The following is a 19729-nucleotide window of genomic DNA, read 5'->3' as shown; positions in this document are numbered from 1 at the left end:
CGCCTAACGTCTTTCTATATTCAGACAATTCATATCAACGTCTGCATGAAAAGGTTTTCCATGCGATCCGGGCGAGCGCCTCGGCATGTCAAGGACGATAAGACCTGATGCCAATGAAAAATGTAAAATGCACGACCAAAAAACAACATTTGGCCTGACCGAAATGAGGATTTGGTCGAAACATATAAAATATTGGTCAGTCCAGATTGCGATTTTTTGAGTGATTTTCTTCGCCGTGCAAATTTGGCCTGACCGCAATTGATGATTCAAGGAAGAAGGATCAAAGCCGGCTGAACGGCATGCCGTCGCGCGTATTGCCGGGCGCGCCGCTGTAGAGGTTGTAGACGCCGGCACCGCTATCGGGCGCGACCAGAATCCAGGTGGAGGTACTTTCGGTCATCGGATCGAGCGGCAGGGAGCGCAGATATTTGCGTTCGACCAGTTCGCCGAGCGTGTGCGGATAGCGTCCGTTATCGCCATAGAATTTGTCGATCACCTCGCGCGTGATGTGCAGGTTCTCCCTGAGGACCGTTTCCTTCGACTGGTCGATACTGCGGAAAAAGCGCGGCGCGGCGATCGTCAGCAGCAGCGCCAGGATCGCCAGCACCACCAGCAGCTCGATCAGCGTGAAGCCGCGCTTACCAGCGCCGGTATGCAATGCCATTCAGTCCCACCTGTTCGGAATTGGAGTGCACGTCGTAGACATCCTCGCCCGGCTTGGGGTCGGCCGGGTCGCTCTGGTAGGAGCGCAGGCGCCAGGTCTGTTCCGGCGCCAGGCTCGGGTCGTCGCTGAAGGGATCGCGCGGCAGCGCGCGCAAAAAATACACCTTGCGCGCCTTGGCGCTGCGCTGGTCCGGCACGCCGTTGACCAGCGTTTGCAGATTGGGCGGATAGCCGCTGCCATCGAGCAGGCTGGCGATGCGGCCCTCGCCCGCCGCGCGCTTGTACTCGTCGAGCGCGGTGCGGATATCGCGCAGCGCCACGCGCAGTTCCTGTTCCTTCTGGCGCTGCACGGCCACCTGCGCCAGCGGCAAGGCAATGGTCGAGAGCAGCGCCAGGATGGCCAGGGTCACCATCAGCTCGATGAGCGTGAATCCGCGCAGGCCCCGCATGTCAGCCGCCGTTCCGTTCGAGCAGGGGGGCGCTGGCCGGCAGGGGCACCGGAACCGGCGGCGCCGGCTCCTGCGGGGCGGCGTGCGGCGGCTGGCCCGCATGGACGGCCCCGCCGCGCAGGCTGGCATCGGTCCCGGCATCGAATTCCACTTCGCCGCCGGCCCCGGGCGCCTGGTTGCGCAGCACGCGCGGCGTGATCGACAGCACGATCTCGGTCTTGGTGCGCTCGCTGCCCTTGCTGCCGAACAGGCGGTCGAGCATCGGCAGCTGGCCCAGCCCGGGAATGGCGCTCGACGAACGCTTGTCGTTATCGCTGATCAGCCCCGCCAGCACCTGGTTCTCGCCATCGCGCAGGCGCAGCACCGTACTGGCGTTGCGCGCGCCGATGCGGTAGCCGTAGGGCTGGTCGTTACTGTCGAAGATCGTGCCCAGGATGCTGCTCACTTCCAGATTGAGCTTGATCGACACTTCATCGTCCATGTACACCACCGGTTCGGCTTCGAGCTTGAGGCCGACGTCGAGGTAGTTGACCGACTGCGAAGTCACGCCGGTCGAGGTGACATTGGCCGACACGCTCGGCACCCGCTCGCCGACGCGGATCAGCGCCTTTTCGCGGCTCTTGATGCGGATGCGCGGATTGGCCAGCACGCTGACGTTATCGCGGTTCACCGTTGCCGACAGCCGCATCGGATCGACGCTGGCCAGCAGACCCTTCGAATTGAGGTTCTTCAGATCGTTCAGGGTAAACGGATTGCTGGCGATGCTGCCGTCGAACAGCACGGTGGACGCGCCGAGCGGCGTCAGGCTCACATTGCCGGGCCACTTCACGCCCAGCGATTCGAGGTCGCTGCGCTGCACTTCGAGGATCTCCACTTCCAGCATCACTTCCGGTTCGGCGACGTCGTGCAGCGCCACCAGCCTGGCCGCCATCCGGATGGTGTCCGGCGTATCGCGCAGCACCAGCATATTGAGTTTTTCGTCGACCACCAGGTCGCGCGTCTTGAGCAGGGTGCGCAGGCTGTTGGCCACGGTCCTGGCCTCGGCGTTGGCGATGCGGAAGCTGCGGATCGTCAGCTTCTGGTAGTCGCGCTGCTTGGCCGCGTCGTTCGGATACAGCAGCACGGTGCGCTCGTCGACGATGCGCTGCTCCATCTGCACGCTCATCAGCAGGTTGCGCAGCGCCTGTTCGATGGTGGTGTCCTGCAGGTTGAGCGTGACGCGCAGGTCGGCAGGCACGTCCTTGTCGAGGGTGAAGCTGATGCCCGAGGTGCGCGACATCGATTCGAGCACCGCGCGCAGCGGCGCATCGTGGAAGCGCAGGCTCAGTCGCTTCTGGAAGGCCTTGCCCAGCACCGTGCCGGCCGGCGCCGCGGCGGCGTGATCCTGCAGGGTTTGCAGCATCTTTGCCGCACGGCCGTTCTTGGGGTGCCTGGCCAGCAGCGCCTGCAAGGCCTCGCGCGCTTCCTCGCGCTTGCCGGCGGCGAGCAACTGCTCCACGCCGGCCAATGCCTGCGCCTGCGACTGCGCCGCAGCCAGCTTGCGCATGCCGAGCATGGCCTGGTCCACCGCGCCCAGGGCGGCGGCGCGGCGGTAGCCTTCCTGCGCCGCGTCCCAGGCGCCGCGCGCCACGTCCTGCGCGGCCTGCGCCAGCAGCTGGTTGGTCAGCGCGATGCGCGTGTTGGCCAGCAGGACGCGCGCCTCGATATGGCCCGGGGTTGCGGCCAGCACCTGTTCCAGGCGCGCCACGCCCTCTTCCAGCTTGCCGGCGTCGAGCAAGGCGCGCACTTCCGGCGGCGTGGGCTGCGGCCCGCTCGCGCATGCGGCCAGCACCGCCAGGCTGCATGCCATTGCCAGCTTGCCTGCTATTTTTTTCATTCTTCTGTCCCAAAACTGATCCGGTGTTGCTTGCCGGTTTGTTGATCCTGAATGTCCACCGATTCCTGGCGCAGGGCCCGCACGCGATAACGCTTGTCGAACACGCTGCCGGCGCGCGCCAGCAGGACCGCATCGCCGCGCAGCAAATAGGCTTCGCGCACGCCGTCTTCCACCTTGAACCCCAGCAGCACGAACGGCGCCTGCGGCTTCTCGCCGGCGTCCGGATCGTGCGAGTCATGCGCTCCGGCGCTGGCCGCATCCTGCTCCCCCGGCTGCGCCGGGCCGCCCGCAAACAGGTCGGGCACCGGGCCGGCCGGGTCGGCTGCAACGGCAGGTGCGCGCAGCGGAGCGGCTGCCGCTTGCACCGCTTGCACCGCTTGCGGGCGGCGCGGGCGCTCGGCCACGCCCACCACCTCCGGCTCGGTGGGGCTGTCGAACAGGATCAACAGGCCCACGCCCAGCATCACCGCCATCATGATCTTCAGACGTGCCGGCATCACGGCGCGTCCGGCGCAAACCAGACCGAAAACAGCAGGCGCGCCTCGACACCGGCGCCGGCCGGGGCGCGGTGGATGCCGACTTCGTCGAGCGACAGGCCGGGAATGGCCTGTGCCGCGCGCACGAAGCGGCGCACCTGCGGATAGGTGCCGGTGGCCGGCATCTGTACTTGCCAGCGGCCGACCCGTCCCGTTTCCTGGCGCCGGTAGTCGGCCTGCGCGATCGTCAAGCCATGTTCCGCCGCCAGCGCGAACAGGCGCTGTACCGCCGCATCGGCGCGCGCCGCCGGCGGCAGCGCGCTGTGCGGGGGGCCGGCCTGCACGCTGGCGGGCACTGGTGCTCCGGCCCGCACGGCCAGCGCGTCGCGCAAGGCGGCTTCCTGCGACGGCAACCACCACAACCACGCCAGCAGGGCGCACAGCAGCAAGGCCGCGCCGGGCAGCATCCACAGGCCGTGGCGCACTGCCAGTACTTCCAGTCGCCAGCGCAGGGCGTTCCATCGCATCATGGCGCGCTCCGGGCTTCGCTGTCGGGCAAGCGGTACGGCGCCGACAGCTGCGCTTCGTAATGAAAGTTGATGCCGCCTTCGGCCGCCGCCTCGTGGCGCATCAGGCTCAGACGGGTAAATACCGGGCTGCCTTTCAGGGAGCGCAGGTAGGCCTGCAGTCCGGCCACGTCGTCCATATTGGCCTGTACCTTGATCACGCCGCGCGCCAGATCGGGTTCGAACGATTGCAGGCGGGCCTGCGGCACGCGCTCGAACGCGCCGAAGATCTCTTCCCACGGCTGCGCGCGCTGCAGCATCGACTGGCGCAGCAACTGCGCTTCGTCGGCCAGCGGCTGCGCGCGGCGCCGTTCGGCCTGTTCGCGCTGCTCGCTGGCGGCCTGGCGCGCGGCCTGCGCCGCCCTCGCCTCCTGCAGCTCGTGCTCGATGCGCAAACCGCGCCCGAACGCCAGGCCGCCCAGCAGCATGGCGAGCACGGTGAAGCCCAAGCCCAGCTGCGTGCCGCGCATGCGCCAGTCCCAGCGCCATACGCTGCGCTGGTCGGCGAAATCGATCATCATCGGCTTCATGCGGCTGCCTCCAGCGGCGTCCACCCGGCCGGCGCGGCGGGGCCGGACCAGAAGCGCGCGGCCGGCAAGGCCATGCCCAGGCGCGCCATCTCCAGCGCCAGCAGGCCCTCGACGTCGGTGCCGGGCTGCTGGCGCACCAACTGCAGGCGCGCCTTGTGCCAGACCAGCAGGTTGACCACCCCGTCGGCCGCCGCGCACCAGACGCCGTCCGCCGGCAGCGCCGCGCAATGGCGGTTCCAGTCGTGCAGTAATGCCGGCTGCAGGCGTGCCAGCGCAAAGCCGGCCAGCGCCTGGCGCAGGGCGCGCGGTATCGCGCAGGCCAGCATCGGCGCGCCGGCCTGCCAGTCGGCCTGCAGCAGCCAGTCGGCCGGCGCCTGGCCGTACAAGGCTTCGAAGCGGGCGTCGAGCAGCAGGCGGCAGTCGCGCAGGCTGGCGATCCCGCCCGGCGCTTCCAGCAGGAAGGTGCGGCTCCAGCGATCGGCCACGCGCACCGACAGGCGCGCGCGCGCCGGCAGCGCCTGCGCCAGTTCGGCGCCGAGCGCGGCCCAGTCGCCGCCAGCCGCATTGAGCGCGCTGCGCCGCGCGCCGCGTTGCAGCACGATGCTGCGGGCGCCGATATCGACGCCGATGTTTTCAGCCTGCCAGCGTGACACGTTTCACCTCCTCCAGCGTGGTGTCGCCGCTGGCCACCAGCGCCAGCGCATCTTCGAACAGGCTGCGCATGCCGCCGGCCCGTGCCACTTCCTTGATCTGGCGCAGCGGGCGACGCTCGATCACCAGTTCGGCCAGCGCATCGTCGAGCATCAATATTTCGGCCACGGCGCGCCGTCCCTTGTAGCCGGTGCCGCGGCATTCGCCGCATCCGACGCCGCGGCGGAAGTTGTAGTGCGCCACGGCGGCGCGCGCCAGGCCGCTGCGCACCAGCTCCTCATCGTCCGGCGTGTACGGGGCGCTGCAGTGGCGGCACGACAGGCGCACCAGTCGCTGCGCGATCACGCCGTTCAGGGCCGAGACGAAGGAGTAGGGATCGATGCCCATGTGGGCGAAGCGGCCGAATACGTCGAACACATTGTTGGCGTGGACGGTGGAGAGCACCAGGTGCCCGGTGAGCGCGGACTGCACCGCGATTTCTCCGGTTTCCTTGTCGCGGATTTCGCCGACCATGATGATGTCCGGGTCGTGCCGCAGGATCGAGCGCAGTCCGCGCGCGAACGTCAGGCCCTTTTTGTCGTTGACCGGAATTTGCAGAATGCCGGGCAGTTGGTACTCGACCGGGTCTTCGATGGTGATGATCTTTTCGTGTCCGCTGTTGATTTCGGTGATGGCGCCGTACAGGGTGGTGGTCTTGCCCGAACCGGTCGGCCCGGTCACCAGCACCATGCCGTACGGCTCCGACACCAGGCGCCGCATGGTGGCCAGGTGGTCGGGCGCGAAGCCGGACGAGTCGAGCGTCAGGCTGCCGTGCGCGCTGATCATCGACTGCTTGTCCAGGATGCGGATGACGGCGTCTTCACCGTGCACGCTCGGCATGATCGAGACGCGCAAGTCGATTTCGCGGCCCTGCGATTCGACCCGGAAGCTGCCGTCCTGCGGCACGCGGCGTTCGGCGATATCGAGTTCGGCCAGTACCTTGATGCGCGAGATGGCCTGCTCCGCCAGCGCGCCGCCGGCCACCTGCGCGGCCTGGTCGAGCACCCCGTCGATGCGGTACTTGGTAAGCATGCCGCCGGGCGTGCTTTCGAAGTGGATGTCCGACACGCCCGATTTGAGGGCGTCGTACAGGGTGGCGTTGACCAGCTTGACGGCGGGACTGCCGGCGTCGCCCAGCGAGGCGTAGGAGAGGCTTTCCATCAGACGCGAGGAATCGCCCTCTTCCGCCGCGCCGGTGACGAGCGAATCGACCGAGCGCACCGATTCCTCCTGCTTGGACAGGTAGGCATGCAGGTCGGCCGGCAGCGCCAGGCGCCAGCGCAGCGGCGCGCCGGCCAGGGTTTCGGCCCACACCTGCAAATCCTGCGCGTAGGGGTCGCACAGCACCGCCAGCAGGCCATCGGCGCCGCGCAGCAGCACGCACTGGCGCTGCTGCGCGCGCGCCAGCGGCAGGCGCTCGAACGCCGGGGCGCAGGCCAGCATGGCAGCCAGGTCGATGGCTGGCAGGCGGAAAGCGTCGGCCGCCTGCGCCAGCAGCGCGCGCGGTTCGGACTGGGTCAGCGCTTCGAGTTCGGCAAAAAAGGCGCGGCCCGACAGCTGCGCCTTGCGCTGGGCCGCGCGCATCGAGTCCAGCATGGGCGCCAGCATGGGCGCCATCATGGGCGCCATCTCCATCGGCTTCATTGCAGGGTTCCGGCGAGGTCGAAGATCGGCATGTACAGCAGCACCACGATGGCGCCGATGACGACGCCGATGGCGGCCATCAGCACCGGTTCGAAGGTCTTGCTGAATTTCTCGATCCACAGGGTGGTTTCGGCGTCGTAGAACAGCGCGGCGCGCGTGAGCATCAGCCCCAGTTGGCCGGAGCGTTCCCCCACGCGCAGCATGCGCAGCGCGATCGGCGTGGTCAATCCGTTCCGTTCGAGCGACTCGGAAAAGCTGCCGCCCTGCGCAATGGCGTGGCGCGCCGCCGCCAGCGCCGCGCGCCGCCCCGGCGAAATGGCGCCGCTGACCATGTCCAGCGCCGCGACCACGGCGATGCCGCCTTCGAGCAGCATGCCGAGGGTGAGGTACAGGCGCGCCAGTTCCAGGATGTGCATGCGCTCGCGCACGCCCGGCAGGCGCGTGAACAACTGCATCAGCTGGCCGGAACGGTGCATCCGGCGCAGCCAGAAGAACAGCGCCGCGCCGGTCGCGGCCAGCGCCGTCAGGATCGTCGGACCATGGCCGGCGACGGCGGCGCCCCACTTGATCAGCCACTGCGACAGCATCGGCAGTTCGCGTCCGCTGCCCTGGTAGACGGCGGAGAATTTCGGTACCACGTACCCGAGCAGGAACATGCTGACCGCGCTGCCGACCGTCAGCAGGATCACCGGATAGATGGAGGCGCTGACCAGGCGATTGCGCACGCCGTCGACACGCACCTGGTATTCGATGTAGCGGGTGAGCGCCTGCGGCAGGTCGCTGGTGCGCTCGGCCGCCTTGACGATGCCGCCGAACAGCGGCGGGAACGATGCCGGTTCGGCCGCGATGGCCACCGAAAAGCGCAAGCCGTCGCGCATGCGCGCCAGCAGGCGGGCCAGCAGCGCGCCGGTATCGGTGTGGGATTCTTTTTCGCTCAGCGCTTCCAGGCTTTCGACCAGGCCGAGGCCCGCTTCGAGCAGGGCCAGCAGCTCCTGGGTGAACAGGACGAGGGAAAAGCGCTTGCCGCGGTGCTGGGCCGTGAGCGCCACCGGCCGTACTTCGAGCACGGTCAGGCGCCGCTCCACGGCCGCGCGCGATGCGGCGCTGGCATCGCTGGCGTCCAGTTCCAGCATCTGGACCCGGTTGTCGGGTCCTACGGCACGAATCGCGAAGCGCACGGGCGGATCAGCGGGCGAGGCTGGCGTCAATGCCGCGCAACTGCCGGCGTGGAAATGGATTCATGCTGCCCCTGCTTTCAAAATCATCCTGGGTGGAAGGCGCTGTGGTTTGCCACCTTAGGCAGGTGCACGCCCACTTGCACATCATCGGTCCAGCCACTTACTATGCGGCCTGACCAATTCGCATTCTACTCCTGTTGATGTCATTTGGATATGTGACTTTAAAGACACGGAATTGGCAATTTTTTATTGCAAGATCATCAGCTGATGTGGCAGCGGAGCGGGATGAGGATGCGACACCGGATCGCCTGTTTCGTGCGCCGCGCGCGCCTGAGGCAGCGCAAAAGACGCAGCAGGTCGCTCGCTACAATGCGCCATGACCGCCCACCACGACATTGGCTACCGTGCGCTGTTCGCCCACCCGGAACTGGTGCGCGATCTGCTTGCCGGCTTCACGCCCTTCAAGCTGTTCGGCGGGATCGCCCTGTCGTGTTTCAAGCGGATCAATGCCACCTATGTCAGCGAGCGCGCAGTGCGGCGCGAGGGCGACATGGTGTGGCGCGTGCAGCTCGGCGCTGGCTTGCACGTCTACGTTCTCCTGGAATTCCAGGCGAGCGTCGAGCATTTGATGGCCGTGCGCATGCAGACCTACATCGGCTTGCTCTACCAGGACCTGGGAAAACGTCATGAATTGCGGCGCGGAAAACTGCTGCCACCGGTACTGCCGCTGGTCTTTTACAACGGCCAGCGGCGCTGGAGTGCCAGCCTGGATCTGGCCGGCGTCCTGATGGCAGCGCCCGCCGGACTGGCGCCGTTCCAGCCGGCCCAGCGCTACGTGCTGATCGACCAGAAGCGTCTCGACCAGAGCACCTTGAAAACGACGGCCAATGTGCTGGCACTCTTGTTCCGGCTCGAACTTTCATCGGCTCCCGAGGTCGTAGAGGAGATTGTGCCGGCGCTGATTACCTGGCTGTGCGCAAGGCCACAGCGCGGTCTGCGCCGGTCGGTCGCACGATGGGCGAACCGCGTGGTGGAGCGGCGGTCCGGCAAACCGGGACCGTTTTCCCTGGAGAATATGGAGGAGATTGCCGACATGGGAAGAAAACTCTTGACATGGGCGGAAGAATTCGAGTCGATCGGCTTCAAAAAGGGGCGCGCCGAAGGCAAGGCTGAAGGCAAGCTGATCGCGCTACGCGCCATGGTGGACACCCTGCTGCGCTCCCGCTTCGGCGAGCTGCCCGCGCCGGCGCTGCAGCGCATCGAACAGGGTACGCACGCACAGCTCGATCGATGGTTCAAACGCGGCCTGACCGCAGCGAGCCTGGATGCGGTGTTTGGCGACGGCGAACAGTGAGCCCTTCCCGCCCTACACGTGCAACAACAGATGCTCGCGTTCCCACGGGCTGATGACGGTCATGAATTCCAGGTGCTCCTGGTCCTTGATGGCCGCGTACACATCGACGAAGCGCTCGCCGAGCACGTCGCGCAACTTGTCCTCCGCGCGTAACAAGCTCAGCGCTTGCGGCAAACCCTGCGGCAGTTCGAAATCGAGCGCATGCGCACTGCCGACCGTCATCGGACTCGGTTCGATCTCTTGCGTCATGCCCAGGTAACCGCAGGCCAGGGTCACGGCGAACGCCAGGTAGGGATTGGCATCGGCGCCGATCACGCGGTTTTCCACCTTGCGCTCCTGCGGCGCCGACTCCGGCACCCGGAAGCCGACCGTGCGGTTATCCAGCCCCCATTGCACATTGATGGGCGCGGTGGTGTGGCGCACGATGCGCCGGTAGGAATTGACGTAGGGCGCGGCCAGCGCCATCGCCGCCGGCATGTAGCGCTGCAAGCCGCCGATATAGTGATAAAACGCCGGCGACGGCGCCCCTTCCGCCGTACTGAACAGGTTCAGGCCGGTGGCGCTGTCGCTCACGCCCTGGTGCACGTGCATCGCCGAGCCCGGCTCGTTGGCGAGCGGCTTGGCCATGAAGGTGGCGTACATATTGTGCTTGAGCGCCGCTTCGCGCAGGGTCCGCTTGAAGAAAAACACATTGTCGGCCATGGCCAGGGGCTCGCAGGAGAGCAGGTCGATGCCGAACTGGCCGGCGCCGATCTCGTGGATCAGCGTATCCACATCGAGCTGCATGAGCTCGCAGAAATCGTAGATATCCTCGAACAGCGGATCGAACTCGTTGACGGCGTCGATACTGTAGATCTGGCGGCTGGTTTCGGCGCGCCCGCTACGGCCGATGGGGGAGCGCAGCGGCAGGTCGGGATCGTTGTTGCGGGCGGTCAGGTAAAACTCCAGCTCCGGACCCACGCTGGGCGACCAGCCCTTGTCCGCATACAGCTTGAGCACGCGCCGCAGCACGCTGCGCGGGGCGAAATCGACCAGGCTGCCGTCGGAAAAATAACAGTCGTGGATCACCTGGGCGGTCGGATCGAGCGCCCAGGGCACCATGGTGATGGTGGACGGATCGGGCCGCAGCACCATGTCGCGGTCGGTCTGTGAAATGGCGCGGAAATAGGCGACGTCGTCGGCCGGATAATTGCCGGTCACTGTCATGCCTAGCACGGCTTCGGGCATGCGCATGCCGCGTTCGTTGGTGAATTTGGTGCGCGGCAGGATCTTGCCGCGCGCCACGCCGGTCAGGTCCGGCACCAGGCATTCGATTTCGGTGACCTGGCGCTGGTTGAGCCACAGGTCCATATCGCTGAAAGTAAAGTTCTTGCGAACCGCCATTCCACATCTCCTCAGGCCATGAAGTCGAACAGCGAACGCGCCCCTGCGCCGGGCAGGCCGGGCAAGGCACTGTTGGCGCCGCCACCCTGGCTGATCTCGGTGTAGCGCGCCACCAGGTTGCTGGCCTGGGCATTGAGCGCGCCGGTGAGCGCCGTCTTCTGGCCGGTCAGGGTAGTGACGCTGCGCTCGACGCTGAGCTTTTCCTTGCCGATGCTGCTGCCGGCGCCCAGCAGTTGGCCCAGTTGCGCGTCCAGCTTGTCCGCAATCCCCTTGCCGCCGTCCGTAAACAGCTTGCCGACGGCATTCGGATCGGCCTGCACCGCCGCCGCCAGGGCCTTGGCGTCGATCTTCAGGCTGCCGCCCTTGTCGAGCGTGACGCCGGCTTTTTCCAGCGCTTCGCTATTGCTTCGTATCATGGCCGTCAGCTGATCCTGCGCCTGGCGCAGCGCCGGATCGGATTTGAGGCCGCCCTGCTGCAAGGTGTGCAAGGTCGACGACAGCTTGTTGAAACCATCGACAAAATTGCCGATATTTTTGGCGATGGCGCCGGTTTCCTGCGCGACAACGACCTTGGTACTGCCCTTGGCTGCCAGCGCCAGCGCCGTGCCGCCGATCTGGCCGGTGATGACGTTGCTGGAACTGGTGACGCGCTTGCCGTCGATATTGAGCACCGCGTCCTGGGCGGCGCTGCTCGCCGTCAGGTTCTTCAGTCCGGCCGGATTGTAGGCCAGCAGCTTCTCCACGGCGGCGTCGCCCCCCGCGCTGATGCGCATGCTGCCGGCCGCGCCTTCCGGCCCTTTGAGCTGCAGCGCGAAGCCGCCGCTACCCTTGACGATACTGGCGTCGATGCCGGCCGCCTTGAAGGCGTCGGCCATGCCCTGCAGGGAATTGTTGGTGCTGTCGATCGTGATCGAACGAGCGCTGCCGTTCGGCGTCAACGCGCCGCCCGCCTCGCTGCCGAATTCGATCTTGATGGTGGAAGGCAGCCCGCTGCCGATCGGCGCGTCCTTGTCTTTTTGCGGTCGCGCCAGCAAGGTTTGCGACTGCGCGAGTTGCTGCACGTCGATGGCGTAGGTGCCCGCCTTGGCGCCCGTCATGGTCAGGGCAGTCAGGACATTGGGACTCGACGAGGTGGCGCCGGTCTGCAAGCCGGTGCCGGACAGCGACTGGGTCAGCGATTGAAAATTCGCCAGCGCGCTCTGCAACTGGCCGAGGCCGGACAGGCGGGTCTGGTCGCGGCTCAGCTGGGCCGTGAGTTTCTGGACGCCGGCATGCTGCGCGAACAGGCTCTTGTTGACCCGGCCATACATCTCGGCGGAGGCGGCGTTGCCCGACTTGAGGCCACCCAGGACACTGTTGGAATTGATCGGCACGGCCATGATGTTTTACCTTTGATTCACGTTTAACGTAAAGGTAACACATTCGCCCACCGCGCTTCACGCAATTCCCGGCGCAGGCCTGAGGCAGGGCAAGGGCGCCGGGCAAGCGTCTTGCGCCGTGCGCAGGCGAGCCTCGTCCTTATGCCTTACTTCATGAACTTGGCCAGCTGGGTCATCCCCGACAAATTGAGATTGAGGAAGTTAAAGCCGACCTTGAAGTCGCCATGGCTCAAAATGCAATACGAAGCGCGGCCACGGACATCGATCGTGGTCATGCTGCCGTCCACGAACAGGTCGAAGCGCAATTGCGCGTTTGCGCCTACCTGGATCGGGTCGGGCGACACGATGCACATCCCGTTCGCCCCCACATCCACCGTCTTGACCGTGATCGGGGCACAGCCCTCCACCGCCACGAGAGCTTTTACTTTTAACAATTTTCGCTGCGTCAGTCTTTGTTCGTTAAACACGTTGTCGCCCATTACCATGCAGAGTCACACATTATAATGCCAAATTGCAACATGTGTTATTAATCGAGCTCACGCAGTTTGTTAAATGCTTCGTCGATCCGTTCGACCGCGACGATGGTCATGCCTTCGATTTTCTGCTTCGGTACGTTGGCCTTGGGAATCATCGCAATCGAGAAGCCGAGCTTGGCCGCTTCGCGCAAGCGCTCCTGTCCGCGCGGCGCCGGCCGGATTTCGCCCGCCAGCCCGACTTCGCCGAATACCACCAGCCCGCGCGGCAGCGGTTTGCTGCGCATCGACGAATTAATTGCCAGCAACACCGCCAGGTCGGCCGCCGGTTCGGTAATCTTGACCCCGCCTACCGCATTGATGAAGACATCCTGGTCGAAGGCGGCGATCCCGGCGTGCCGGTGCAGCACCGCCAGCAGCATCGCCAGCCGGTTTTGCTCCAGGCCCACCGAGAGGCGGCGCGCATTCGGCAGGTGGCTGGTATCGACCAGCGCCTGGATTTCCACCAGCAAGGGCCGGGTGCCCTCCTGCGTCACCATCACGCACGAGCCCGGCACCTGGTTGTCGTGCTGCGACAAGAACAGGGCCGACGGGTTGGACACCCCTTTCAAGCCTTTTTCGGTCATCGCGAACACGCCCAGCTCGTTCACCGCGCCGAAGCGGTTCTTGATCGCGCGCACCAGGCGGAAGCTGGACTGGGTGTCGCCCTCGAAGTACAGCACGGTGTCGACGATATGCTCCAGCACGCGCGGCCCGGCCAGCGCGCCTTCCTTGGTCACGTGGCCGACCAGGATGATGGTCACGCCGGTCTGCTTGGCCACCCGGGTCAGCTGGGCGGCGCATTCGCGCACCTGCGCCACCGAACCGGGCGCCGAGGTCAGCGCGTCGGAATACACGGTCTGGATCGAATCGATCACCGCCACTTCGGGCTTCAGGTCGGCCAGCGTGCCGAGGATTTTCTCGAGCTGGATCTCGGCCTGCAGCTTCAATTGCTTGCCATCGACGCCCAGGCGGCGCGCGCGCAGGGCGATCTGGGCCCCCGATTCCTCGCCGCTCACATATAAAGTACTCTTGGCATGCGAGATATTCGCCAGCGCCTGCAGCAGCAGGGTCGATTTGCCGATGCCGGGGTCGCCGCCGATCAGCACCACCCCGCCCGAGACCAGGCCGCCGCCCAGCACGCGGTCGAATTCCTCGATGCCGGTGCCGAAGCGCGGCACGTCGACCGCCTCGATGTCGGCCAGCGACAATACCGGGGCCGTTTGCGCCAGGCTCTTGTGCTGGGTCTGCGACAGGCGGTTCACGCCGGGCGTGTCGACCACCGTCTCGACCATGGTGTTCCATTGATGGCAGGCGGCGCACTGCCCTGTCCACTTATTGCTGATGCCGCCGCACTCGCTGCAGGTGTATTGCGTTTTAGCTTTAGCCATGGATATCCAGATTGCCTTCCACCACGCGCACGCGGGGCGCCAGCGCGCACATTAATTCGTAACCGATGGTGCCGGCGGCGTTCGCCACGGTATCGATCGGCAAGCCGGCGCCCCACAGGACCACCTTGCTGCCCACGCCGGCACGCGGCACATGGGTCAGGTCGACCGCCATCATGTCCATCGAGACCCGCCCCACCAGCTTGGTGAGCACGCCGTCGACCAGCACCGGCGTGCCGTGCGGCGCGTGGCGCGGGTAGCCGTCGGCGTAGCCGCAGGCCACCACACCGACCGTCATCGGCCAGTCGGCCTGGAAGCCGCTGCCGTAGCCGACCGAGTCGCCGGCCACCAGGTCCTGTACGCCGATGATCTCGCTCGACAGGGTCATGGTCGGGCGCAGGTCGAATTCGGCCGCGCTGCGCCCGCCCGGGGTGCCGCCGTACAGCATGATGCCGGGACGCACCCAGTCGTTCGACAATTCGTGCGACAGCGCCGCCTGGTGCAGCACGCCGCCCGAGTTCGACAGGCTGCGCTGGCCCGGCAAGCCGTCCGCCCCCAGGCAGAAACGGCGCACCTGTTCCAGCACGGTCAGGCGCGGATGTTCGAGCTCGTCGGCATTGGCGAAGTGGGTCATCAGGGTAATCTCGCGCACTGCGGGAATGGCACGCAGGCGGGCATAGGCGGCGCCGAAGGCTTCGGGACGGAAGCCGAGCCGGTTCATGCCGGTATTCATCTTGAGGTGGAGGTCGATGGGGCCATCCAGGGTGGCCTGTTCCAGCAGGGCGATCTGTTCGGCGCAATGCACCGCGCTGTTGAGCTGGTGGCGCACCAGCAAGTCGACGTCGGCGGCGTCGAAAATCCCCTCCAGCAAAAGGATCGGACGGGTCCAGCCCAGTTCGCGCAGGCGCAGCGCGTTCTCGGTTTCGATCAGGGCCAGGCCATCGGCCCCGGCAAAGCCGCGCATGCCCCGTTCGAGCCCGTGGCCGTAGGCGTTGGCCTTGACCACCCCCCACACCTTGGCGTGCGGTGCGCAGTCGCGCGCCCGCATCAGGTTATGCTGCATGGAATCAAGGTGAATCGTGGCGATAAGCGGGCGCGGCATGGTGCGAAATGGGGAAATTGGCGAGCCTGTATTTTACCGGACGCAGCCCGTTCCGACGTGCCGATTTCTTTGGCTTCCCAGCCATTCATGGTATAAAGCAACCCACACTAGCTTTTAGACTTCTCGAATGAATCGTGGTTTTTACACCATCATGGCGGCGCAGTTTTTTTCGTCGCTGGCAGACAATGCCCTGCTGTTCGTGGCGATCGACCTGCTGATCTCCATGAATGCGCCGGCTTCGCTGACGCCTTTGCTCAAGCTCTCCTTCGTCCTCTTCTACGTGCTCCTTGCGCCCTTCGTCGGCGCCTTCGCCGATTCCATGCCCAAGGGCAAGGTCATGTTCATCGCGAACCTGGTCAAGGTGTTCGGTTGCGCCCTCATCTTTTTCCACGTGCACCCGCTGCTGGCGTACGCCGTGGTCGGCTTCGGCGCGGCGGTGTATTCGCCGGCCAAGTACGGCATCCTCACTGAATTGTTGCCACCCGAGAAACTGGTTGCCGCCAACGGCTGGATCGAAGGCTTGACGGTGATGTCGATCATCCTCGGCACCGTGATGGGCGGTGCGCTGGTCAGCGCCAAGGCCTCGGCCTACATGCTCGGCTTCGACGTGCCGCTGATCGAGACCGGCATCGACAGCACCACCGAAGCGGCCCTGTGCGTGGTCGTGGCCGTCTACATCCTGGCCACGCTGTTCAACCTGCGCATTCCCGATACGCTGGCCAAGTATGAGCACCAGGAACGCAATCCGGCCAAGCTGATCGCCGACTTCGCCAACTGTTCCTCGCTGCTGTGGAAGGACAAGCTGGGCCAGATTTCGCTGGCCGTGACCACCCTGTTCTGGGGCGCGGGCGCGACCTTGCAGTTCATCGTGCTCAAGTGGGCCGAGAAATCGCTGCACATGCCGCTCGACAAGGCCACCACCCTGATCGGCATCGTCGCCCTCGGCGTGGCGGTCGGGGCGGCCGCCTCGGCCAAGATGATTCCCCTTAAAAAGTCGCTGACCGTGATCCCGCTCGGGATTGCCATGGGCATCGTCGTGGTCTGCATGACCATGGTGCATTCGGTCATGATCGCCTACCCGCTGCTGCTGCTGATCGGCGTGCTGTCGGGCTTCTTCGTGGTGCCGATGAATGCGCTGCTGCAACACCGCGGCCACGTCCTGATGAGCGCCGGCCACTCGATCGCCGTGCAGAACTTCAATGAAAACCTGTCGATCCTGACCATGCTGGCGGTGTACGCGATCCTGATCACCCTGAAAGTGGACTTGAATATCGTCATCATCGGCTTCGGCCTGTCGGTGGCCGGCATCATGTTCCTGATCATGCGCAAGCACAAGATGAACCAGGCCGAGCACGACTCACTCGCCCTGATCGGCGAGCACAAGCACTGATCAGGCGGGCTAGCCGCCGCTTTCCGTCCGCACGATCTGCTGGCGGAAGGCGGCGCGTGCGCGCCAGTCGTCAGGGACGATGAAACCGCGTCCCGTTTCGACCAGGCCGCCGTCCGCCGCGCGCACGCTGGCGACCAGCAGCGGCATCGGCACCGCCGCGAATTTCTCTGCCAGGACAGTGTGCAATTGCTGCCGCGAGAGCAATCGTTCCTGATCGGACGAGCGGAACGGCGCCAGCCATTGCAGGCGCGGCAGGATGACCCAGGCCTCCGGCGCCTGGGCCGCCACATCGCCCAGCGCGCACCAGAAACCACGGCAGTGCTGGCCGGAGATGCCGTCCATCGCCTGCCCCGCTCCGCCCGGATAAAACAGCCACCCCTTGACCAGCGCCCGCGCCCGCGTGACGGGGCGCGGCAGCACGGACCGGGCCGCCGGATGGGCGCCCAGCGCCAGCTGCCTGTCGAAAATCTTGCGCATCTTGGCGCCCAGGCTGTCGGCCAGGTTGGGGCCGACGAAGGTGTCGAAGCGCGAGGCGGCGGTGCCTTCCAGCAGATAGAACTTGGTGGCGAACTCGATGTGTTCGAGGCCGCCGTCGCCATGGTCGAGCAAAAAATCGAACTCGCCGACCGTGTCGTTGCGGCTGGCGCGCACCTGCAAGCCGTGCGCCACCAGTTGCCCATGTTCCTGGAAATAGAAGGCCATCAGCTTTTCGGCATACAGGCCCAGGCGCGTGTAATTGCGCGTGCCGAGCATGTCGAGCAGGCGCGCGGGATCGGCATCGAGGCCGATCAGCCAGTCGTCGACCGCCGCCGGCAGCACGCCCAGGCTGGCGATCCGGCCTTCCCAGTGCGGGTCGGCCGGATCGAGCAGGTCGGGCGCATGCAGCAGCCAGGCCAGCGCGCGCACGTGCGGCTGCGCCAGCCGTCCCCAGCGCCGCTCGAAGCCGGCCTGGTAGTTGTCAGCCGGGCCGGCCATCGTGCGCGCGTGCAAGGCACAGATCGGCCCAGGCCAGTGCCTTGTCGGCGCCGCGCCGCAACAGCTCGCCCGGATGCAGGGTGGCCACCAGCTTGACGCCGCCGACCTCGTGCACCTGGCCGCGCGATCCTGCCAGCGCTTCCTGCAAGGGCTTGCCCTGCAGGGCGTTGGCGGCGATCTGGCCGAGCGTGAGCACCATCGATGCGCCGGACAATGCCAGTTCGCGGTCCAGGTACGGCCGGCAGGCCTGCGCTTCCTCGGCGCTCGGGGCGCGGTCGCCGCCGTTGGCGCTGGTCGGACGGCATTTGATCAGGTTGGTCACGTAGACATTGCTCTCGCGCGAGAGTTCGACCGCGGCCAGCATGTTGACCAGCAGCTTGCCCGGTTCGCCGGACAGCGGCTGGCGCTCCTTTTCGTCGGACGCGGTGGAAGCGCCGGCCGCCACCAGCCAGCGCGCCTGCTGCGCGCCGTTGCCGTAGACCGGCTTGCGCCCCCCCTTGCACAGGCCGCAGCGGGTGCAGTTGGCGATGGCGTTCCTGAGCTGGCCCCAGTCCATGGCGGCGATCTCTTCTTCGGTGGGCGGCGGCGCCGGCGGCTCCTCGCCCCAGGCCGAATCGGCGGCGGGCGCGGCGGCCGGCGGCGCGGTCCTGGGCACCGGCGGCACCGGCATGGCGGGGGGCACGGCGGTAGGCACGGCGACAGGCACGGCGGTAGGCACGGCGGCAGGCGCGGCGGCAGCTTGTGCGGCAGGCACGGCGGCAGCTTGGGCGACAGGCACGGCGGCAGCTTGGGCGACAGGTGCGGCCGCTGGCGCGGGCGCGGCTTCCGGCAGCGGGGCCGCGACGTCGTCGGCGAGCGCGTCGTCGGCCACGGCGGCATTGCGCAGGGTCCACAGCGGGCCGATGCCCATCTCGTGCAAAAAGGCGCTGTCGCGCGCGCTGGTACTCATAAGACGAACCTCATCACGATGGCATCCTCGCGCTTGCCGTCATGGGCGGGATAGTAGCCGCGGCGGCGGCCGATTTCAGTGTAGCCATAGCGCTCGTACACGGACAGGGCGCGCAGATTGGACGGGCGCACTTCGAGCAGGATCGATTCCATCGACAGGCCGCGCGCGCAGGCGGCGATCTTGTCGAGCAGGTAGCGGCCCAGGCCTTCTCCCTGGCGCTCGCCCGCCACGGCCACATTGAGCAGGTGCGCTTCGTCCACCACCGGCATCAGCAGGAAGTAGCCGAGCAGCGCCCCGCCGCGCTCGCGCAATACCCAGGCGTTGTAGCCGCTGCCGAGCGAATCGGTGAAATTGCCGCGCGTCCAGGGATGCGGATATACCTGCTGTTCCAGCGCGAACACCTCGTCGACATCGCCCACCACCATCGGTGCGTACACCAGATGGTCATCGTCGCGCAGCGCACTCATGCGGCGGCCTTGGCGGCGTTGATCGCGCTGCGTTCCGCACTGGTGTAGGCGATCTTGTTGCGCAGGTAGAGCGGCTGGGCCTCGGCCGCGCCGACGGCCCTGCCGGCGGCCAGCGCGGCGCGGCCGAGCGGCGCCAGCTGGGCGGCGTGCGGCATGATGTCGGGGTAGCTGGCGCCGAACGCCGAGGCAGGAAAGGCGTCGGGATAGGCCGCCAGGCCGTTGCCGCAGGCGGCCAGCGGGCCCTCCGCCGGCAGCGGCGCCACGGCGCCCGGCGCGCACAGCACCGGCGCGGCCAGTTCGCGCCACAGGCCGGCGGCGCTGTCGAAACGGTACTGGGCCCAGTAGACTTCGCCCATGCGGGCGTCGAGCACGGCCACCACATCGGTGGCGCCATGCAACTGGCGGCAGGCCACGGCCATCGCTTCGAGCGTGATCAGGGGCAGCACCGGCAAGCCGGTGCCGTAAGCGAGGCCCTGGGCGATGCCGCAGGCGGTGCGCACGCCGGTAAACGAGCCGGGACCGGCGCCGAAGGCGATGGCGTCGCACTGCTTCAGCGAGAGGCCGGCCTCGGCCAGCAGTTCCTGCACCATCGGCAGGATCGATTGCGAGTGGGTGCGCACCCCGGACGATTCGCGGGCGATGACGGTGTCGCCGCGCAGCAGGGCGCAGGACGCCATCTCGGACGAGGTTTCAATAGCGAGAATAATAGACATACGGTATTTTAACCCGACCGCGCTTTGGCAAGCAGGGCTTCGTCG

The 19729-nt window shown here is 66.6% G+C and carries 20 protein-coding genes; 2 read left to right on the top strand and 18 right to left on the bottom strand.

Translation table 11 applies throughout. From position 1 onward, the window contains the following. Positions 1-280: 280 nt before the first annotated feature. The 9 genes from EJB06_RS05605 to EJB06_RS05565 are packed head-to-tail and all read right to left on the bottom strand — an operon-like array spanning position 281 to position 8072. Positions 281-664, bottom strand: coding sequence for a prepilin-type N-terminal cleavage/methylation domain-containing protein (locus EJB06_RS05605; protein ID WP_126073038.1), 384 nt, complete (start codon positions 662-664; stop codon positions 281-283). After that, complete coding sequence (locus tag EJB06_RS05600; protein WP_126073037.1) at positions 639-1112, bottom strand: type II secretion system protein; 474 nt, start codon at positions 1110-1112, stop codon at positions 639-641. Before EJB06_RS05600 ends, EJB06_RS05605 begins: the two co-directional genes overlap by 26 nt. Position 1113: 1 nt before the next feature. Next, on the bottom strand, positions 1114-2988 hold the full coding sequence (locus EJB06_RS05595; RefSeq protein ID WP_126073036.1) for a secretin GspD/PilQ domain-containing protein: 1875 nt from the start codon (positions 2986-2988) through the stop codon (positions 1114-1116). Continuing rightward, positions 2985-3485 carry a hypothetical protein gene (locus EJB06_RS05590; RefSeq protein ID WP_126073035.1) on the bottom strand — a complete coding sequence of 167 codons (501 nt, stop codon included), beginning with the start codon at positions 3483-3485 and terminating at the stop codon, positions 2985-2987. Before EJB06_RS05590 ends, EJB06_RS05595 begins: the two co-directional genes overlap by 4 nt. After that, the gene (locus EJB06_RS05585) at positions 3485-3994 is read right to left on the bottom strand and encodes a hypothetical protein (RefSeq protein ID WP_126073034.1); all 510 of its coding nucleotides are present in this window, start codon (positions 3992-3994) and stop codon (positions 3485-3487) included. The genes EJB06_RS05590 and EJB06_RS05585 overlap by 1 nt, the downstream gene beginning before the upstream one ends. Continuing rightward, positions 3991-4560 carry a hypothetical protein gene (locus tag EJB06_RS05580; RefSeq protein ID WP_126073033.1) on the bottom strand — a complete coding sequence of 190 codons (570 nt, stop codon included), beginning with the start codon at positions 4558-4560 and terminating at the stop codon, positions 3991-3993. The genes EJB06_RS05585 and EJB06_RS05580 overlap by 4 nt, the downstream gene beginning before the upstream one ends. Further along, positions 4557-5213, bottom strand: coding sequence for a hypothetical protein (locus EJB06_RS05575; protein WP_126073032.1), 657 nt, complete (start codon positions 5211-5213; stop codon positions 4557-4559). The genes EJB06_RS05580 and EJB06_RS05575 overlap by 4 nt, the downstream gene beginning before the upstream one ends. Continuing rightward, the gene (locus tag EJB06_RS05570) at positions 5194-6885 is read right to left on the bottom strand and encodes a GspE/PulE family protein (protein ID WP_370660116.1); all 1692 of its coding nucleotides are present in this window, start codon (positions 6883-6885) and stop codon (positions 5194-5196) included. The genes EJB06_RS05575 and EJB06_RS05570 overlap by 20 nt, the downstream gene beginning before the upstream one ends. A 5-nt stretch (positions 6886-6890) precedes the next feature. After that, a complete protein-coding gene (locus tag EJB06_RS05565; protein WP_126073031.1) occupies positions 6891-8072 on the bottom strand; it encodes a type II secretion system F family protein in 1182 nt (393 codons plus the stop codon). A gap of 376 nt (positions 8073-8448) precedes the next feature. Here EJB06_RS05565 and EJB06_RS05560 point away from each other — a divergent pair, with 376 nt between their 5' ends. Next, the gene (locus tag EJB06_RS05560; RefSeq protein ID WP_126073030.1) at positions 8449-9426 is read left to right on the top strand and encodes an Rpn family recombination-promoting nuclease/putative transposase; all 978 of its coding nucleotides are present in this window, start codon (positions 8449-8451) and stop codon (positions 9424-9426) included. A 12-nt stretch (positions 9427-9438) separates the two neighbouring features. On the opposite strand, the gene EJB06_RS05555 is transcribed toward EJB06_RS05560, so the two are convergent. The 5 genes from EJB06_RS05555 to alr form a co-directional block, all read right to left on the bottom strand. Then, complete coding sequence (locus EJB06_RS05555) at positions 9439-10809, bottom strand: glutamine synthetase family protein (RefSeq protein WP_126073029.1); 1371 nt, start codon at positions 10807-10809, stop codon at positions 9439-9441. Positions 10810-10820: 11 nt separating this feature from the next. Next, on the bottom strand, positions 10821-12188 hold the full coding sequence (gene fliD / locus EJB06_RS05550) for a flagellar filament capping protein FliD (RefSeq protein ID WP_126073028.1): 1368 nt from the start codon (positions 12186-12188) through the stop codon (positions 10821-10823). 146 nt (positions 12189-12334) lie between these two features. After that, positions 12335-12667 carry a PilZ domain-containing protein gene (locus EJB06_RS05545; RefSeq protein ID WP_126073027.1) on the bottom strand — a complete coding sequence of 111 codons (333 nt, stop codon included), beginning with the start codon at positions 12665-12667 and terminating at the stop codon, positions 12335-12337. Between the two features lie 47 nt (positions 12668-12714). After that, positions 12715-14091 (bottom strand): DNA repair protein RadA, encoded by a 1377-nt coding sequence (gene radA, locus EJB06_RS05540; RefSeq protein ID WP_126073026.1) that lies wholly within the window; start codon positions 14089-14091, stop codon positions 12715-12717. Beyond that, entirely contained in the window at positions 14084-15190 is a 1107-nt protein-coding gene (alr, locus tag EJB06_RS05535) for an alanine racemase (RefSeq protein WP_126073025.1), read from the bottom strand. The genes radA and alr overlap by 8 nt, the downstream gene beginning before the upstream one ends. A 127-nt stretch (positions 15191-15317) precedes the next feature. Between alr and lplT the strand changes: the two genes are divergently transcribed. Further along, the gene (gene lplT, locus EJB06_RS05530) at positions 15318-16580 is read left to right on the top strand and encodes a lysophospholipid transporter LplT (RefSeq protein WP_126073024.1); all 1263 of its coding nucleotides are present in this window, start codon (positions 15318-15320) and stop codon (positions 16578-16580) included. Positions 16581-16589: 9 nt separating this feature from the next. On the opposite strand, the gene EJB06_RS05525 is transcribed toward lplT, so the two are convergent. Genes EJB06_RS05525 through tsaB form a run of 4 tightly spaced genes read right to left on the bottom strand, consistent with a single transcriptional unit; the run spans position 16590 to position 19684 of the window. Continuing rightward, the gene (locus tag EJB06_RS05525; RefSeq protein WP_126073023.1) at positions 16590-17555 is read right to left on the bottom strand and encodes a DUF1853 family protein; all 966 of its coding nucleotides are present in this window, start codon (positions 17553-17555) and stop codon (positions 16590-16592) included. Further along, positions 17539-18504, bottom strand: a complete 966-nt coding sequence (locus tag EJB06_RS05520; protein WP_126073022.1) for a uracil-DNA glycosylase — start codon at positions 18502-18504, stop codon at positions 17539-17541. The genes EJB06_RS05525 and EJB06_RS05520 overlap by 17 nt, the downstream gene beginning before the upstream one ends. Next, positions 18501-18971 (bottom strand): ribosomal protein S18-alanine N-acetyltransferase, encoded by a 471-nt coding sequence (gene rimI / locus EJB06_RS05515; protein WP_126073021.1) that lies wholly within the window; start codon positions 18969-18971, stop codon positions 18501-18503. The genes EJB06_RS05520 and rimI overlap by 4 nt, the downstream gene beginning before the upstream one ends. Beyond that, positions 18968-19684 carry a tRNA (adenosine(37)-N6)-threonylcarbamoyltransferase complex dimerization subunit type 1 TsaB gene (tsaB, locus tag EJB06_RS05510; protein WP_126073020.1) on the bottom strand — a complete coding sequence of 239 codons (717 nt, stop codon included), beginning with the start codon at positions 19682-19684 and terminating at the stop codon, positions 18968-18970. The genes rimI and tsaB overlap by 4 nt, the downstream gene beginning before the upstream one ends. Positions 19685-19729 lie beyond the last annotated feature (45 nt).

The organism is Massilia atriviolacea, assembly GCF_003953935.1.
Classification (GTDB): domain Bacteria; phylum Pseudomonadota; class Gammaproteobacteria; order Burkholderiales; family Burkholderiaceae_D; genus Telluria_A; species Telluria_A atriviolacea.
This window is presented reverse-complemented; position numbering and strand designations above follow the sequence as displayed.